The 16,687-nt window shown below is 67.5% G+C and carries 12 protein-coding genes; 8 read left to right on the forward strand and 4 right to left on the reverse strand.

The window, feature by feature from the left end:
- Nucleotides 1-209 precede the first annotated feature (209 nt).
- The 3 genes from HR086_RS33665 (at nucleotide 210) to HR086_RS33675 (ending at nucleotide 4,817) form a co-directional block, all read left to right on the forward strand.
- The gene (locus HR086_RS33665; RefSeq protein ID WP_141645650.1) at nucleotides 210-854 is read left to right on the forward strand and encodes a hemerythrin domain-containing protein; all 645 of its coding nucleotides are present in this window, start codon (nucleotides 210-212) and stop codon (nucleotides 852-854) included.
- Nucleotides 855-1,010: 156 nt separating this feature from the next.
- On the forward strand, nucleotides 1,011-1,766 hold the full coding sequence (locus tag HR086_RS33670; RefSeq protein WP_174460540.1) for an SIMPL domain-containing protein: 756 nt from the start codon (nucleotides 1,011-1,013) through the stop codon (nucleotides 1,764-1,766).
- A 438-nt stretch (nucleotides 1,767-2,204) separates the two neighbouring features.
- Nucleotides 2,205-4,817 (forward strand): hypothetical protein, encoded by a 2,613-nt coding sequence (locus HR086_RS33675; RefSeq protein WP_174467684.1) that lies wholly within the window; start codon nucleotides 2,205-2,207, stop codon nucleotides 4,815-4,817.
- A 206-nt stretch (nucleotides 4,818-5,023) separates the two neighbouring features.
- Here the strand turns inward: HR086_RS33675 and HR086_RS33680 are convergent, their stop codons facing one another.
- On the reverse strand, nucleotides 5,024-5,488 hold the full coding sequence (locus tag HR086_RS33680) for a nuclear transport factor 2 family protein (RefSeq protein WP_174458250.1): 465 nt from the start codon (nucleotides 5,486-5,488) through the stop codon (nucleotides 5,024-5,026).
- Nucleotides 5,489-5,573: 85 nt separating this feature from the next.
- Between HR086_RS33680 and HR086_RS33685 the strand changes: the two genes are divergently transcribed.
- The 4 genes from HR086_RS33685 to HR086_RS33700 all read left to right on the forward strand — a co-directional run bounded on the left by HR086_RS33685 (nucleotide 5,574) and on the right by HR086_RS33700 (nucleotide 10,871).
- Nucleotides 5,574-6,176: a TetR/AcrR family transcriptional regulator gene (locus HR086_RS33685; RefSeq protein ID WP_174467685.1), complete on the forward strand. Its 603-nt coding sequence runs from the start codon at nucleotides 5,574-5,576 to the stop codon at nucleotides 6,174-6,176.
- 1,255 nt (nucleotides 6,177-7,431) lie between these two features.
- Nucleotides 7,432-9,222, forward strand: a complete 1,791-nt coding sequence (locus tag HR086_RS33690; protein WP_174458252.1) for a hypothetical protein — start codon at nucleotides 7,432-7,434, stop codon at nucleotides 9,220-9,222.
- Between the two features lie 198 nt (nucleotides 9,223-9,420).
- Nucleotides 9,421-10,092, forward strand: a complete 672-nt coding sequence (locus HR086_RS33695; RefSeq protein WP_174467686.1) for an SDR family oxidoreductase — start codon at nucleotides 9,421-9,423, stop codon at nucleotides 10,090-10,092.
- Nucleotides 10,092-10,871, forward strand: coding sequence for an SDR family NAD(P)-dependent oxidoreductase (locus HR086_RS33700; RefSeq protein ID WP_174458254.1), 780 nt, complete (start codon nucleotides 10,092-10,094; stop codon nucleotides 10,869-10,871). Before HR086_RS33695 ends, HR086_RS33700 begins: the two co-directional genes overlap by 1 nt.
- A 34-nt stretch (nucleotides 10,872-10,905) precedes the next feature.
- On the opposite strand, the gene HR086_RS33705 is transcribed toward HR086_RS33700, so the two are convergent.
- Nucleotides 10,906-11,712: a hypothetical protein gene (locus HR086_RS33705; protein WP_174467687.1), complete on the reverse strand. Its 807-nt coding sequence runs from the start codon at nucleotides 11,710-11,712 to the stop codon at nucleotides 10,906-10,908.
- Between the two features lie 422 nt (nucleotides 11,713-12,134).
- Here HR086_RS33705 and HR086_RS33710 point away from each other — a divergent pair, with 422 nt between their 5' ends.
- Nucleotides 12,135-12,680 (forward strand): hypothetical protein, encoded by a 546-nt coding sequence (locus tag HR086_RS33710; RefSeq protein ID WP_174467688.1) that lies wholly within the window; start codon nucleotides 12,135-12,137, stop codon nucleotides 12,678-12,680.
- Nucleotides 12,681-12,994: 314 nt separating this feature from the next.
- Here the strand turns inward: HR086_RS33710 and HR086_RS33715 are convergent, their stop codons facing one another.
- Nucleotides 12,995-16,306, reverse strand: coding sequence for a putative Ig domain-containing protein (locus HR086_RS33715; RefSeq protein WP_174467689.1), 3,312 nt, complete (start codon nucleotides 16,304-16,306; stop codon nucleotides 12,995-12,997).
- A gap of 175 nt (nucleotides 16,307-16,481) precedes the next feature.
- Nucleotides 16,482-16,687, reverse strand: a 206-nt coding sequence (locus HR086_RS33720) for a hypothetical protein (protein WP_217442054.1), incomplete at its 5' end; no start/stop codon positions are given.

Below are 16,687 nucleotides of genomic sequence, written 5' to 3' on the forward strand. Positions count from 1 at the left end.
GGCTCGCGCGAACCCGGATGTATCCCTCCGGTTCTCAGGGGGAGCGGTCTCCAGGGTCGCCTGTCGGGGTCGCGGGGGAGCGGGCCATTCTCCCGTCGCTTCGGCATCGGGACGACGTCATCCCCACCATCCAGGACATGTCGCGCCTGGAGCCTTGCGCTCCATGGAGGGGATGCGCGGCCCCCAGAACCCCAGGGAGGCAATCAAGCATGGATGCCATCGCGTTGCTGAAGACGGACCACAAGACGGTGGAGCAGCTCTTCCGCAGGTTCGAGAAGGCGGGCGCCAATGCCCACAAGCTCAAGCGCAAGCTGGTGGAGCAGATGGTGCTCGAACTGTCGGTGCACGCCGCCATCGAGGAGCAGGTGTTCTACCCGGCGGTGCGCACGCGCTCGGAGTCGATGAAGGAGGAGGTGCTGCGCTCGCTGGAGGAGCACCACGTGGTGAAGTGGGTGCTGTCGGAGCTGGATGAGCTGCCCGCGGAGGCGGAGCGCTTCGACGCGAAGGTGTACGTGTTGATGGAGAACGTGCGCGCGCACGTGCTCGAGGAGGAGGGCACGCTCTTCCCCGAGGTGAAGAAGGCCTTCCGGCCGCAGGAGCTGCGGGAGCTCGGTGGGTTGCTGGAGAGCGCCAAGCAGGCGGCCCCCACCCGGCCGCACCCGATGGCTCCGGACACGCCGCCGGCCAATCTGGTGGCGGGCGCGGTGTCGGCGGTGATGGACATTGGCCGTGACGCGCTGAGGGCCGCGCGCCGCAAGGCGACGACGAAGGTGCGGGAAGTCACCGGGCGCGGCGAGAAGACGCCGAAGCCCCCGGCCCCCGGGTACGAGGCAGGGGACGCCGCGAGTCCGTGAGGTCCGCGCTCGCGGGAGGGCGGGGTGCGCTCCGCCCTCCCGTGAAGGGCGGGTGCCGTGAAGGGGCGTGAATGTTGGGTGGCAGGCCCCGTCCTGAGGAGTAAGGCAGCGTCATCACGACACCCGCCGTACCGGAATCCCGCCCCAGGAGGCGCCATGCTTCACGCTCGACCCATCCGTTCCATGTTGCTCACCGCCATGCTGCTCACCGCGCTGGGGGCCTCCGCTCAGCCTCAGCCGCTGTCCGCGCCGCGCCCGCCGTTGGACCCGGCCGTGCGCACCCTGCGCGTGGAGGGCACGGGCGAGGTGAAGGCGCAGCCGGACGAGGCCTTCATCGACCTGGCGGTGGAGACGCTGGCGGCCACCGCGAAGGCTGCGGGGGAGCAGAACGCGAAGAAGATGGAGAAGGTGATTGCGGCGCTGACGTCGGCGGGCATCGCGCGGAAGGAAATCCAGACGCGCAACTACTCGGTGTACCCGGACTACGGGCCCCCGGCGCCGAACGAGACGGAGCCGAAGCTCAAGGGGTACCGGGTGAGCAACCTGGTGAGCGTGCACCTCACGGAGCTCTCGCGGGTGGGGAGCTTGCTGGACCAGGCGCTGGCGGCGGGGGCGAACCGGGTGGACCAGGTGCGCTTCGGGCTGGCGAAGCAGGACGCGGTCCAGGGTGAGGCGCTGCGGCAGGCGGTGGCGCGCGCGCGCAAGTCCGCCGAGGTGCTGGCGGCGGCGCTGAACGTGAAGCTGGGCGCGGTGGTGGACGCGAGCACGGTGACGGAGCCGCCGCAGATGTACCCGGCGCGCTTCGCGATGGCGGAGTCCGCGGATGCCCGAGGGACCACGCCCATCCAGCCGGAAGAGCAGACGGTGCAGGCGAAGGTGACGCTCATCTACGTCATCGAGCCCCTGCGCTAGTCAGTCGCCCGGCAACATCAAGGAAGCGCGAGCCCCGTGGCGCCAGCAAGGTGCCACGGGGCTTTTACGTGGGTGCGTGATGATAGCCCGCCGGACGGCCTGATGCCTGCCACGGCGACGTGGACGCCTCTTGAACGCAAGGGTCGGCGAAGAAAGCGCGCGACCTCCCGAGCCTCGGGCATTTTCAAGAGTATCCGAGAACACCGCGAAGTGCGTGTGACTCCCGGGCACAGAGGACACACCTTCATGAATGGTCAGAAGCAAACCGTCTCGTCCACGAGGCGGATGGGACTCATCCTGGCGTTGTTGGGCGTGGGGCTTACCGCGGGGCTCTCCGGCTGTGGTGGAGACACGCTGGAGGAGTCATCCATCAAGCCGCGCGATGGAGAGACATCCGGGAGCCAGGCCCAGGGCCTCTCCTCGAACTATCGGCGCGCGATGACGTGGCGGCTCCTGGAGCAGCGGCCGAACCTCACGCTCGTGGGTGGAGATGACATCACCAACGTGTACTCAGGTGACACCACCATCGACACCCTCCTTCCCATGCTTTGCCTCCGCCAGGACGGTCGCCCCGTGCCCGCGGGACTCGTCGTGGACTTCTACAATGGCTGGGCCGCGGGTGAGGTGAAGCTGACGGCGCCGCTCGCCGGGTCGGTGCTCGGCTCGCGGGCCACCGCCGACGCACTCTGCGCGTCGCGGTTCGGTGCCGGCTTCCGGATGGCCGAGTTCCATGACGGACAGGGTGGCTGGCACTGGTGGGCAAACGGCGTGGTCCCGATGGACACCCGCTTCTGGGCGGCCATCAACAATCAGCCCGCCAATGCCTGGAACTCGACCGGCACCATTCCTCCCGCGCCCCCAGTGACTCCGTCCACGCTTCCCGCGGTGTCTTGCTACAACCCGTCCGGCGCCGCGGTCGACTGCATCTCTGGCTGTGGAGCGGTCACCTGCCGCGACATCAACAACGTCGCGGTCCACTGCGCCAGCAGCGCGAATGCGTCGCAGAACTGCCCTCCGGCCCGCTGTTACACCGCGAGCGGTGTCGAGGTGAACTGCGCAACCGAGTGCGACATCGCCAGGTGCGCCTCGGCGAACGGCACGACGATGCCGTGCCCTACCGAATATGCGTATTGCTACGAGGGGCCGACCCTTTGCACCAGCGCCACGGGTATTTGGGACCAGCAGGACGACTGCGATACGCCCGAGTCCGACGTCTATACCTGCCTTGATAACGGCACGACCTGTGCCTCGGCGACCGACGACCCGGGCGATGCGGACGACAGTACCAATACCATGACGCCGCTCACTCCCCCGGAGGTGATCTCCCTCGCGCCGTCGGACATCCCGTCGGTGGAAACGAACTCGTCGTGCGCATGCGCATCGGGCAACGGGAGGACGACCGACTGTGCCTACGAAGTGCGCCTGATCAGCTTCAAGCCGACCTCGGCATCTGCCTTTGACCGCCGCATGGAGGTCCGAAACATCACCGTCGACGCGGGCGCCGGGAAGGTGGAACTCGTGGACAAGTACATCGCACCGGAGAAGCTCCCCGTCGGCTACGAGGTGGGCATCAACAAGACGGTCGCCACCGTGCCCGTCCCGTGCGGCTCGACGAAGTTCGTGAACGTGACCGTGGCGGCGACCGAGGAGGACCGCTGGGGGCCTGATGAGAAGGGCTCGGTCACCTTTACGCTGCCCCTCAATTGTCCGGGCGGGGCGCCCGTGAAGATGACGCAGAAGATGCAGTTCAAGAACAGGCGTGGGCGCGTGAAGCACGAGGCCGACTTCACCGTCGAGGCCCGCGTGGGCAACCGCTGCGCGACGTCCACCGACCTCGGGACCGCGCCGGCCTGCGCGCCGCCCGCCGGAACGCCGACCGTTCCGTGCAAGTTCGACCTCTTCCTCGAAAGCCTCACCCACCGCGATTCACCTGCGTTTGATCGCAAAGGCCAATTCTTCGGCGAAGTGTCGCCCCCCGGGTTCCCGGTGGTGGACATCCCCAAGCCGACACTCAGCAATGCGTTCGGTATCCGCGAGGGAACCTCGAAAGATTTGCGCCAGTGGTACACCAGTCCCATCGCGACCTACAACGTGCCGTACGGCGGCACGATGAGCCAGACCATCCCCGTCAGGCTCGAGGAGATCGACTTCCTCTTCGGAATCGGTCGCAATGACAAAGGCAACAGCCAGTTCAACCTCAACCTCACGTGCCCGCCGACGCAAGACACGTTCTTCACCACGACCGAGGTGAAGCTGTTCGGTGGCAACACGAGCAATCCGAAGCACGTCGTCGACCTGGGTACGCGCACCACGCTGACAAACCTGAACTTCGGGCACGTGGAAGCGACGGAGGGCGCGGTCACGCCGTGCCAGGTCTCGGTGAAGATGCTTCGTGCGCGTCAAGTCTCGGGAGCCGTCGGCAACTTTGACCTCAAATTCCGCATCGGCGGAAAGGAGGCGTCGCGCAACTTCCTCGTCAAACACAGCGCACCGACCTGGGAGACGCCGCCACAGTACAGCACGCTTGCGAACGTCACCGTTCCCTGTGCGCGGCGCGTGGAGACGACGCTGTCAATCAGTGGCAGGGAGGCCGACGCCTTCTCCGGGCCCGAGTTCGCCTACACTGAATTTCCGCTCACGCTCTCATGCGCCAACGGCGCGCAGGCCGACGAACTGAAGACCGTGCGCCTCCATTTCAAGAACCGTCGCGGCTCGGTGCGAGACATCCTCGACGTGGACCTCGCCATCACGCGCACCGAGTCCCGTCCCGCTTGCCAGTGCAGACAGGCGGGCCCCGAGCTCGGCCGCATCTCCACCTGGTGGGGCAAGGTCAATCTGCACAAGAGCCCGGGCGGCGATTGGCTCACCGACTCGGACTGCTCGACGGGCGCGAACGTGTATGACCTCAACTACTGCCGCAAGTTCTGGCCGACGGCCACGACGGTCACCGAGGTGCCGGTGACCCCGAAGCCCGCCAACGTGTGGCGCACCGGTGGGTGCGGCATCGAGCTGGGCGACTTCGATGGCGAGAAAGAGTACGTGTGTTGGTGAGCGCCTCGTCTGATTGAACGGTGACGTGAATGGGCGGACGGGCCGCGAGCCCGTCCGCCGTTCTGTTTGCAGGTCCGCGCTCCGCCGTTGCCAGTCGACGGTGTCTTCACGTGCGCTCTCGCCGGGGGGCAGTTCCCGTCACGTGTCGCGGTGGGCTTCATTCCGCGCGAGGTGCCTGACGCGGGCGAAGCGTCGCGCGCCGAGGGCTACGGGGCGGGCGTGCCAGCTCCGCCGAGGTCCTGGGGCGTGAGTTTCAGCGCCTCGCTGATCGCCAGGATGTCCTGGTACTCGCGCCAGTGCTGAATCAGTCCGTCGCGGACCCGCAGCACTCCGATGAGGGTCGCCGAGGCGCGCAGGCCGGTGGTGGTGACCGTCCCCGCCAGCTCGTACTCGACGACGATGACCTCGGGGTCGTGGGTCTGGTGAGTGGCCAGCTCGCGGAACTGCTCGAACCGCACCGGCAGGACCGCGCTCCGGGCCCGGTAGAACGCCAGCCACGCCTCGCGGCCCTCATGACGTCGCATGCCTGGAGGGGAGAACGGCGTCTCGACCACGACATCCTCGGCCAGCAGCTCGGCGGGGAGGAGCGTGGCGCCGTCCCCGACGAGTGCCTCCTGCATGCGCTGGTAGACGGTGAGTGGACCTGCTGTGCCGGCCGCCGAGGGTGACATGGTCGAACCTCCCGATTAAAAGATGAGTGCGACTCAGGATAAATAGTGAGTCCGACTCATTTTCGCAAGGAAGGATGGAGGACTGATGGCTCGGAGCGGTGTGCCGCCTTCCGGTGGTGGTGGTGGGGACAAAGCCGTTCGTGCGGACGCCCGCCGTAATCGCGCGAGCATCCTGGAGGCGGCCGAGGCCGTGTTCGCCGAGCAGGGGGCGTCCGCCTCGACCGAGGCCGTGGCCGCTCACGCCGGCGTCGCGATTGGCACCGTGTTCCGGCACTTCCCGACCAAACCCGACCTGCTCCAAGCCGTGGTGATGAACCTGCTGGACCGCCTCATCACGGAGGTCGACGCGATGGTCGAAAACGAGGGCGCGGTCACCGCCCTGTTCGAGTTCTGCACCCGCGTCATGGCCGTCAGCGCCCGGAACAGGGCCGTGTTCGCCCGGCTCGCCGAAACCGGGGTCCGGGTCCGCGTCGGCGACGCCCTGACGCGCCTCCGGCCCGCCATCGACGTACTGCTCGAGCGCGCCCAGAAGGCGGGCACCGTCCGCGGAGACCTACTCCCCACCGAGCTGGTCGCCCTGCTCGCCGCGCTCTGCCAGGAAGCGCTCACGGATGCATGGAGCGAACCCTTCCGCCAGCGCATGCTCACGCTCCTCTTCGACGGCATTCGACCCGCCGCGAGACGTTGACCGCGCCGCGAACAAGCAGCCTCGCGAGGGCCTGTTCTGGCGGGCGCTTGTTTGGGAGGCATTGCGGAGGGTTTCGCCGCCGCCGCGATATCACCCAATGGGTGGCATCCTCGGAGTCGAGGCCATGACGGGGGGCTGCAAAGCACCGCCGCGACTTGACCTCCCGGAATCATCCCGCTTCAATTGATGCTTCGAGTCCGTGAGGCCTGCTCCTCGCGTGAGCCGGAAAGTCAGTCCTCTCTGACCCAGATGCAGTCCATGAGGCTCAAGACCCGCGTCCGTGCCGACCCTGTCCTTGGCTGTGGTGGTGGCATCGTCATCGCCGCCCCATCGAGTCGTCCGTCCTCGGTGAGCTGACTTCAGTCGCCAGCAGGCCGCGTGTCGGCTGTTGGCGACTGTTTTTGTTTCGCAGGTGCCGCATTGCGGCATCGTCAATCTTGACGCCGCCTGGATAAACTTGTTTTTCAGGTCTCAAGAGTTGGGTCCATGATGCAGGAATTCCAGTAATGAGGCAGTGATTGCGCTGCATCTCGTCATGGCCATTGCATGGAGCCCCCGAATGGCTGCTGCAACTTGACGTCAAGTTGTCGACCGGTTTCAATTGATACTCCGAGTCCGTGAGGACTGTCCCTCGCGTGAATCGGAAAGCCAGTCCTCACTCACATCAAGGAGCCGTCCATGAAGATCAAGACCCGCGTTCGCGCTGGACCTATCGCCACCTCCGGTGGCCGTGGCTGTGGCGGCGGCATCATCATCGCCGCGCCGCTCGACATCTGACCGCTGTGAGCTGACTTCAGTCGTCGGCGGGTGGTGTCTCACCCGCCGGCGACTGTTTGCATGAGGGACGTGGAAGGTGGCGCATCGCGCCATCCTCGCTTTCGATAGCTCGCGACGATGCGGGAGGCCTGCCCATTGCTCGTGTTGCATTTGAAATCCACGAAGCTTGTGCAACTTGACGGCAAGTAACAATCCGGCTTCAATTCACATCCCGGGTCCGCGAGGTTTGTTCCTCGCGTGAATCGGAAAGCCAGTCCTCACACACGCACAAGGAGCAGTCCATGAAGATCAAGACTCGCGTTCGTGCAGGTCCGATGCAGGCTGACGATGGCACCGTCATCGGTGGTCGTGGCTGTGGCGGCGGCATCATCGTCGCTGCCCCTCTCGACTTCTGAGCGATGAGCTGACTTCAGTCGCCAGCGGACCGGATACCGGCTGCTGGCGACTGTTTCATTCAGGGCCTTCGAGGAGTTGCCACGTGAGTCTGGACGCGGTGTCGCTGGACCCCCATGAGACGCTGTACGTGCCCATGCGGCGTCGCTTCATCAAGGAGTACCTGAACTCATCCGAGGGCCAGCGAGAGCTGCACATCTATTACGGCACCAAGGAGATCTACATCGAGGAGCTGGACCTGCACTCCTTTGGAGAGCAGCTCTGCCTCGAGGACTCCTTCATGGCGGGGGCCGCCACGCGGTGGACGCCGGGAGAGCCGTACCCCTGGGAGCGCGTGAAGGAGCTGCTCGAGGCGCTGCTGGCCGAGGGCATCGTGTCGCGCGAGCCCCCGACGCTCGCTTTCGACAGTGAGACGCATCGGAAGTACCTGGCGTTCGAGGCGCGGCGAGAGGCTCCCACGGAGCCGATGTGGTGGAACCCGGATGCGTCCGACGTCATGCGGAAGCTCACGGGAATCCCCCTGGAGCTGGGCTTCCTGGAGGCGATGCTCCCGGTGTATCGCATCGCGCACCCCGCCATCGACGCGGAGGGGCGGCACATCGGGGAGAGCAACGTCTTCCCTGAAGCCATGCGCATGAAGGTGGAGACGGAGTTCAAGGCCTGCCACTTCGCGGGCAGTCGCTACCGGAACAGCGCGCCGATGAACGTGACGGCGCTCAAGTCGATGATGAAGCACTGGAAGCCGATGATGCACGCGGTGCTCGCGGTGCGTCGGGCGTTCCTGCGCGACGACACCGTGCTTCCGGACGGACGCTGGCGGATGGGAGACCTGCACGCGGTGGCGTGTGCCGTGCTCGCGGTGCCCTCCTTCATGTTGATGCGCGCGAACGACCCGGTGCCCAACGGCACGCTGGACCCGGTCCTGTCGAACATCTACCGGGTGACGGACGGCGTGCGGATGGTGGCGGCCTTCATGCTCTTCCTCCCGGAGGAGCCGATGACGTACGACACGCCCATCTCCTCGGCCGAGCTGCTCTACGTGTCGGACCGCGACAACCACTACCTGTCGACCCGAGGGGTGTGCGCCGGGCCTCCGAACCTGATGGAGGAGTATTTCCAGACGCTGATGGATGGCAGGCCCGTGGCCGGTGAGCCTCCGACTCCCTTCGAATGGGCGAACGACATCGTCCCGGGAGTGGACTACGGGCAGCTGGGGCTCCAGCTCTACTCTCTCCAGTTCAACCTGTGGAGCTACATGTGTCGCGCCTACGAGCACATCCGCGCGGCGGTGCTCAAGGTGGAAGGGGAGTCCGACGGGTTCTGGGGTCGGATGCGCGAGCGGATGGTGCATGACTGGGAGATGATGAGGCCCACGCGCCTGCACACGGCGACGCAGCGCAACTGGGCGGAGGCTCGCTACATCGAGATGTTCGACCGTGCCCAGCGCGGTGTGAGCACCTTCCGGGAAGAGTCGTTGGTTCGCTTGCAGGATGTCTTCACGCCCGTGCATGACGCGGTGTACGAGACCACCCGCGAGCACCTCAGGGGCCTGGTCCGTGAGCGCTCGGGCGCCACCTCGGGGCCGCGCATGGAGCTCGCGGATGCCATCGCGGATGCCACCGCCGAGTATCTGACGCTGGAGCGCTCGGCGCTCCTCGCGCTGGAGAATGTCCAGCGTGAGACCAACGCGCTGCTGAAGCGTCCTCATCCGGAGCGGCGGCTCACCAACAAGGACCTCGCGCTGCACCACCGGATGCGAGCGGGCACCATCGGCGTGCTGCCCTACTTGCTGGACGTGTTCCGGGACGAGCTGGGGGTGGACATCGACAACTCGCCAGAAGGCACCCGGCTGAGCCAGCGCGGCAACGCGGCCTGAGCGGGCTGGAGGGATGGCTGTCCCCGGGAGTGTCCCGCTTCAGGGGCGGCTCCCGGGTCCGAGCCCTCGTGGCCTGACTCCCCGCCGCGGGTGGACACGCGTGGGGGCAGTGACACGGGGGCCCCTTTCTTGTGCCGGTCCGACATACTCCCCGCCTCGCGAGCCCCGCGAGGGTGAGTCCAGGGGAGGGCACGGCACGTGAGTGGTCGGAATGTCATCGTCGTCGGAGGCACGGGCGACATCGGCCGGGCCGTCACGCACAAGCTGCGTGCGGAGGGCCTGAAGGTCCTCTGCGCCGCGAACGACGTGGCGACGGAGACCGGGGACGCGGTGCACGTGGACGTCACGCGTGAGGACTCCGTGGTGTCGATGTTCGACAAGGCGGAGGCGGGGCTCGGTCCCATCTCGGTGCTGGTCAACTGCTCGGGGTTTGGCGTCTTCGCTCCGCTCCACGAGCTGACGCTCGAGGACTGGCGCAAGAGTCTGGAGGTGAACCTGACGGGGACGTTCCTGTGTGCGCGGGAGGCGTTCCGGAGGATGAAGTCCCGAGGTGGGGGGCGGCTCATCCACCTCGGGTCCGTGAGCGACCACCTCACCTTGCCGATGAATGGGGCCTATGCGGCGTCCAAGCACGGGGTGCGCGCGCTGACCGGGGTCTTGAACGAGGAGGGCAAGGCGCTCGGCATCCGGGCGACGCTCCTGTCCCTGGGGGCGGTCTACACGTCCTTCTGGAAGTCCCGGCCGGAGTTCAGTCCCTCGGACATGCTCTCGGTGGACGACGTGGCGCAGTGTATCTGGGAGATTTCCACCAAGCCGTTGAACGTACGGGTCGACGAGGTTCGCCTCGTCCCTCCCCGAGGTGTCCTCTGATGGAGACGCAGTCGAAGCAGGCCCCTGTCGCGGTCGTCACTGGAGCCAGTCGCGGGATTGGCGCGGCCATCGCCACCGAGCTGGCGCGGCAGGGGTTCGAGGTGGTCCTGCTGGCGCGGGACGAGGCGGCGCTGACGCGACTCCAGGAGCGGCTGACCGCGGCTGGGGGGCGTGTGTGGCCGTTGGCCTGTGATTTGGCGGACGAGGGCGCGGTGGGTGTGGCGCTCTCACGGCTCGAGGCGAAGCTGGGGGTGCCGCGAGTGCTCGTGAACAACGCGGGGGTGGGTGGGCCGTTCCACCGCGTGGACGAGGTGAGCACCGCCGAGTGGGAGCAGTTGTTCGACGTGAATGTGAAGGGCGTGCGCAACCTGTGTCAGTGGGCCCTGCCGCGCATGAAGGCCCAGGGGTATGGGCGCATCGTGAACATCGCGTCCATCATGGGGCTCTTTGGTGGGGCGCAGTCGTCCACCTATGCGGCGACCAAGCACGCGGTGGTGGGCTACTCGAAGGCCATCGCCGCCGAGTGGGGGGCATATGGCATCACCTGCAACGCGCTCTGCCCGGGCTACATCGACACGGAGATGCTGGCGAAGGCGGACCCGGCCGTGCGCGCGCGACTGCTGGAGCGAATCCCCGTGAAGCGGTTCGGGACGCCGGAGGAGGTGGCGGGGATGGTGTCCTTCCTCGTCGGGCCCTTCAGTGGCTACGTGAATGGCAGTGCCGTGGTGATGGACGGCGGCCTGTCGGCGCACCTGGCGTCGGACCTGCCCGCGTTCTGACGGGTGGACGTCCCCGGGGACTTCGGTTCGCCGTCTACGCGGCGACGGGAGTCGTCAGGCCCCTGCGCTCCATGAAGGCGCGCAGCTCCGGCCACCGCGAGGACAGGGCTTCGAAGTCATCGGGGCGCCCGAGCCGTGCGGCGGCCAGTGTGGCGTCGATGTCCATCGCATGAGTTATCGGGTCCACGGCGTCCAGGGCGAAGGCCTTGAGGAGCTTGAGTCGGCGGGTATCACGCCCCGCCAGTGCGTCCGCCTCGTTCGCTCGGGCCGCGAGGAGCGCCAACGCGGCGTCGTGCTGTCCGTCGCGGCAGAGCAGGGAGACCTCGGGCAGCAACGCGTAGGAGGGGGGCAGCTTCCCAGCCCGCTTGCGCCCTTCCTCCAGCCATTCACGTGCCGGGGACAGCTCTCCCTGGAGGAAGTAGGCATGGGCAATCAGATTGGGCAGCCATTGGTGCGCGGCTGGAACGAACCTTCGCAACGCGCCGGAGTGCTCCGCGGAGCCGAAGAGTTCGAGTGCGCGTGCTGCCTCCCCCAGAGTCAACAGAGACTGTCCGGCCATGGTGACGGAGACGGCCCGCTGGGTGCCCTGGGTGCTTTGGCGTGCGGCCTCCTCGTAGCAGCGGGCTGCTTCTCGTTCGTCACCCGCGCTCGAGAACGAGACTCCCTGGTGATAGGTCGTGCCCCACCTGCGGATGCGCCAGAAGAAGAAGGCGAACAGCGCGAGGAACAGCGCGACACAGCCGCCGGCGAGCACCGGAGGCGTCAGGTACTCGCGCAGCGAACTGGTGCGGGAGGTGGCGTTGTAGGAGATGACGAAGGCGACGACGAGAAACAGCCACATTCCGCCCCGTTGCGCCGAGAAGAAGGAGAAGGGCCGCAGATGGCGCTCTTTGGGAAGGGGAAGCGGAGTCACGTGGGCTCACAAGGCGAAGGTCGAAGCCGCCTCGTAGCCTGACAGCGCGCTGGAATTCCATCCGCTCTTGGTGTCAGCGGCTCGCAACCGAGTCCCCTGGTGACTGTCTGGGGGCCTTGAGTCGCTCATTCGCCAAGAACGGGACCTGACGAATCCACCGAGAATCCTCGCGCTGACGCCCGAGCGGCGAGGCGCCAGGCTGCCTGTCCCTCGTGCTTCGGGGCTGGGGCTTGGGTTCCCCGGGTTCTCGGCCGCCTGGAGCGTTCGCATGTTGACGAGGAGGTGAGCGGGCGGGGCGCGTCGTGCCCAGGCCCGCGAGCGTTGACGCGCATGCGGAGCACGGGGGGACGATGGACCGCACACGCCAGGGAAGGTGGTGGGCGCTGGCGCTCGTGGGGGGCGTGCTGGGGGGCGGTGGCTGCGAGCGGCAAGAGGACAAGGTGTCGACGCGCACTCCCTCGGCGGACGACCGGGAGGTGCGCTCGGCCGTGTTTCGAGACCTGGTCGCCTCGCGTGAGCGTGCGCCAGACCTCGAGGCCTGGACAGGTCCGGATGCGCAGGGCCGCCCGGGACAGGGTGGCTCGGGGCGACCCGCGCCCACGGGGAGTGTGTCGGGGCGCGTGGAGTGGGTGGGCGACAACGAGCTGCTCATCCGCGATTCGGGCGGACAGGAGCGGGATGTCGAGGTGACGCCGGACACGCTGCTGCGGTTGAACGGGAAGCAGGTGGGCCTGGCCTCGATGCGCGAGGGGGACTCCGTCGAGGTGACGTACGACGACGGCCCCGGCGGCTGGGTGGCGCGAGATGTCGAGGTGGTGATTGCCCAGGAGCCGCTCATCCCGACGGAGCGGGAGCTCGGTCGGGATGAGCGCGACAAAGCCTCGTCGCGTCCGTGAGCGGCCGCATCACGAGGACAGCTCTTGTGTGCGCACGCGTGAGCGCGGACGAGGCCATGTCGACGTCCGTGAGCAGCCGCCTCGCGAGGACCGCCTCGGGTTCTCACGAGTGAGCGCGGACGAGGCCATGTCGCCGTCCGTGGGCAGCCGCCTCGCGAGGACCGCCTCGGGTTCTCACGCGTGAGCGCGGACGAGGCCGCGCCGCCGTCAGTGAGCGGACATCGCCCGGTTCATCCCGCGACGAAGCGGCGCGGGTGCTCACGCCGAGTCGTCGGTAGGTCGAACGTGCCGTCCGCTGACAACGGGGCCTCGCGTCAGAACGCGTTGCCGTTCGCGCGACGGCCCGGTGACGAGCCAAGGCTGGGATTGAGCGTGGTGTGGAGGACGAAGTCGGTGCCGCCGGGGAACGCGTCGGGTGAGCGATTGAGCGACACGTTGTCCACGGTGCTCGTATAGGTCATCACATCCACCGCGGTGTTCTGGAGGTTGCGCAGGCTCACGGTGTCGCCGCCGTTGTTGAGGCCCAGCTGTCCGGTGGAGGCGTGCACGGTGTCAGGCGTGCCAGGTGGGAAGCCGTTGGGGCCGCCGAAGACGACATACGCCTTTCCCGGCGGGACGAGTGTCCCCGTGGCGAAGGTATGCCGGACCACGTTGGCATCCGACAGAGACCAGCCAGACAGGTCCGCGGTGGAGCCGCCGGTGTTGATGACCTCGACGAACTCGTACTGACTGTCGGGCACGGTGCCGCCGTCGCCACTCGGGACCGAGGGTTCGTTGGCGAGCACCTCGTTGATGAGCATCGCGGGAGGTGTGCTCGTCCCACCGTCGGGGACGCCGCCTCCTCCGCCGAAGGCATAGTGGCTGACGACGGGGTAATGGTCGCTGACGATGTTGTTGTAGTTGGGAATCCACGAGTCGGGGCGAACGACGCGGACGGAGTCGGGGACGTAGACGGCGGCGACCTCATCGCTGACGAGCGTGTGGTCGATGGTGTCGGGGTACTCGGTGGTGGTGCGCTCGGCGCGCTCCGACAGGGCCTGGGTGATGAAGGTGTAGTGGGTGGGGTCGGAGAGGAAGTTCTCGAAGGGCGTGTTCAGATACACGCCTCCGCTGTACGTGATGGAGCGGTCGACATCGTCATTCCAGTCGCCAATGACAATCACGCGCGCGGTAGGCATCCCGTCGAGATAAGCCTTCAGCGCGATGCTGGCCTCCTGTCTTCGCCCATGGGACTCCACGTCGGCGAAGGCCTTCATGTGCATGACGATGACGATGAGGGGGGCCGAAGCGCCGTTGATGAAGGTGGTGAAGTTGACGCGCAGGGGAGGGCGACCTCCGAAGACATTGGAGTTCTCGGTGAGGATGAGCTCCGCGCTCTGGAAGACGAGGCTGCTGTCGTAGAGGATGCCGGGCTTCTGCTCTCCGGCCGAGTACCAGAAGCTGGTGTTGGGGACGTAGGTCGAGTCGTTGGCGAGGAAGCCGTCGTATTGGGGGAGCTGCGCCTTGAGGACGTCGAAGTCCGCGTTGTCCACGATCTCGACCAGGCCCCACACGTTGGCGCCCGTGTCCGCGAGGATGTCTCGCGCGTGAGCGAGCTGCAGGTCATCGAGATTCCCCCCGGGTGATGTGGAGTTGGGCGGGCCCTGGGTCTCCGCGCCGAACCACTCGATGTTCCAGTGGCCCACGGTGAAAGGCTGTCCCGAGCCGCTGACGGTGAGTGACAGCGCGCGCGAGGCGGAGGAGCCCTTGGCGTCCTGCACGGAGGCGCTGAAAGACGTGATGCCCTGGACGGTGGGAGTGCCGGAGATGAGGCCGCTCGCGGAGAGGGTCAGGCCGGTGGGCAGCGAGCCCACGTGGCTCCAGGTCAGGGGCGCGCGCCCCTCGCTCGCCGTAAGGGTGGTGGAGTAGGGCTGGCCCGAGATGGCCTGGGGCAGGGTGTCCGTCGTCACGGTGGGGGGCACGTAGACGGAGAGAGACACGCTGCGCTCGGCGAAGCGGCCTTGGGCATCGGAGACGCGGATGGTGAAGGTGCGGGTGCTGGAGGTGGTGGTGCCGCTGATGGTGCCGGAGCTGGAGAGGGACAGGCCGGTGGGGAGCGAGCCTGAGACGACGCTCCAGGAGAAGGGGGCCTTGCCACCGGAGACGGCCAGGGTGGCGGAGTAGGGCGCGCCAGTGTCGGCCTCGGGGAGCGCGCTCGTGGTGATGGTGGGGGGGGCGTAGACGACGAGCGCCAGGGTCCGAGGGGCCGTGCGACCGTTCTCGTCGGAGACGCGGACGGTGAAGGACGCGGTGCCGGCGGAGGAGGGTGTGCCGCTGAGCGTGCCTTGGGGCGAGAGCGAAAGGCCGGGAGGCAGCGTGCCGGAGACGAGCGTCCAGGTGAGGGTGCCTCGGCCACCGGTGGCGGTGAGCGCGTGCTGGTAGGCGGTGCTCAGCGTCGCATCGGGGAGGGCCTGGGTGGTGATGGTGGGAAGGGCGAGGACGGTGAATGTGACGGAGCGAGCGGCGGTGCGGCCATTGGCGTCACGAGCGATGACGTCGAAGGTGAAGGCGCCGCCCTGGGTGGGCTGTCCGTGGAGGAGTCCCTCGGGAGCGAGCGAGAGTCCGGTGGGAAGGGGGCCCGGAGTGGAGAAGACGAAGGGGGCCTTGCCCTGCGAGGCCTGGAGGGCGCGAGCGACGTTGTCCTGGACGTAGACGCTCTGTGGGGCCACGGCGGCGAGCAAGGGGGGCAGGAAGGTGGCGAGGGAGAGCTCCCGCGTATCGGTGGCGCCGTTGGCGTCGGTGACGCGGAGGCTGAACGCGGAGGTGCCGGCGGCGGAGGGGGTGCCATTGAGGATTCCGGAGCCGAGCAGCGCGAGTCCGGGAGGCAGGGCGCCGCTGACGAGGGTCCACGTGTAGGGCGCCTTCCCGCCGAGGACGGAAGGAGCCTGGCCGTAGGCGCTGTCCGTATAGGCATCCGGGAGGGTGGTGGAGCTGATGGTGAGTCCGTCGCGGATGGTGAGCTGGAAGTCCGCGGAAGCGGTGTGGCCATTGGCGTCGCGGGCCTCAATGGTGAAGGAGAAGTTGCCCGAGGTGGTGGGGGTGCCGGCGAGGGAGAAGGCTTCCAGTTGGAGGCCGGGGGGCAGGGCACCGGAGGTGACGTGGAGGCTCAGCGGGGCGAGTCCACCGGAGGCCGAGAGGGCGGCGGAGTAGGGGAGGCCAACGACACCGAGCGAGAGGGACGCGGTGGAGAAGGTGGGCGGCGCGAGAACGGAGAGGGTGAGTTGCTGGGAGGACGCGGCGCCGGAATCGTCCTGGACGTGAACGGTGAAGGTGAAGGAGCCGGAGGCGACGGGGCTGCCGGAGAGGAGCCCCTGCGCACCGAGCCGCAGGCCGGAGGGCAGGTCTCCATTGGAGAGGCTCCAGGCATAGGGAGGCGAGCCACCAGAGACCGCGAGGGGCGCGGAGTACGCGTCACCGAGGTAGGCGTCGGAGAGGGAGGTGGTCTCGACGGTGAGCGAGGTGTGGCCGCCGTCGGTGGGATTCGGACCGGCGTCCCGTTCAGGGAGCAGGGGCGTGGAGGGCTTGGAGCCGGGGCATGCGGACAGGCTGAGGGCGAGCAGCAGCGTCAGTGCACGTTGGAACCGCATGGAGACTCCGAACCGGCAGGGGCAGTGGCCCCAGGTGAGAGCGGGCACTGTAGTCCGTGACGGTGACGACAGCTCAATCGCGCGTCGGGTGATACGGCCAAGAAAAAGGCCGCGGCCCCCGAAGGGACCGCGGCCAGGAAGGATGAGCTTGGGGGCTCAGCCCCGTGTCAGCCGATTACGGCGTCGGCGCGCCCGGAGAGCTGGGCAGGAACACGAAGTCGGCGTTGTTGTCGTTGGTGTCGCTGCCGTTGGGAACGCGCTGGAGCGAGCCCGCCGTCGCGTTCGAGTCCGCAGCGGTGGTCCGCGTACCCTCGATGAAGTTGAGGGCCAGGTCACCCGCGCCAGTCAGGATGGTGAACACGGGGTTCTGGAGGACGTGGG

Source organism: Myxococcus sp. CA039A, from assembly GCF_013336645.1.
Taxonomy (GTDB): domain Bacteria; phylum Myxococcota; class Myxococcia; order Myxococcales; family Myxococcaceae; genus Myxococcus; species Myxococcus llanfairpwllgwyngyllgogerychwyrndrobwllllantysiliogogogochensis.

Bases quoted from the DNA above. Each gene is read 5' to 3' on its own strand.
- HR086_RS33685 (WP_174467685.1), top strand. From the start codon at position 5,574: ATGGCTCGGAGCGGTGTGCCGCCTTCCGGTGGTGGTGGTGGGGACAAA.
- HR086_RS33675 (WP_174467684.1), top strand. From the start codon at position 2,205: ATGACGTGGCGGCTCCTGGAGCAGCGGCCGAACCTCACGCTCGTGGGT.
- HR086_RS33680 (WP_174458250.1), bottom strand. From the start codon at position 5,488: ATGTCACCCTCGGCGGCCGGCACAGCAGGTCCACTCACCGTCTACCAG.
- HR086_RS33700 (WP_174458254.1), top strand. From the start codon at position 10,092: ATGGAGACGCAGTCGAAGCAGGCCCCTGTCGCGGTCGTCACTGGAGCC.
- HR086_RS33670 (WP_174460540.1), top strand. From the start codon at position 1,011: ATGCTTCACGCTCGACCCATCCGTTCCATGTTGCTCACCGCCATGCTG.
- HR086_RS33665 (WP_141645650.1), top strand. From the start codon at position 210: ATGGATGCCATCGCGTTGCTGAAGACGGACCACAAGACGGTGGAGCAG.
- HR086_RS33710 (WP_174467688.1), top strand. From the start codon at position 12,135: ATGGACCGCACACGCCAGGGAAGGTGGTGGGCGCTGGCGCTCGTGGGG.
- HR086_RS33715 (WP_174467689.1), bottom strand. From the start codon at position 16,306: ATGCGGTTCCAACGTGCACTGACGCTGCTGCTCGCCCTCAGCCTGTCC.
- HR086_RS33705 (WP_174467687.1), bottom strand. From the start codon at position 11,712: ATGTGGCTGTTTCTCGTCGTCGCCTTCGTCATCTCCTACAACGCCACC.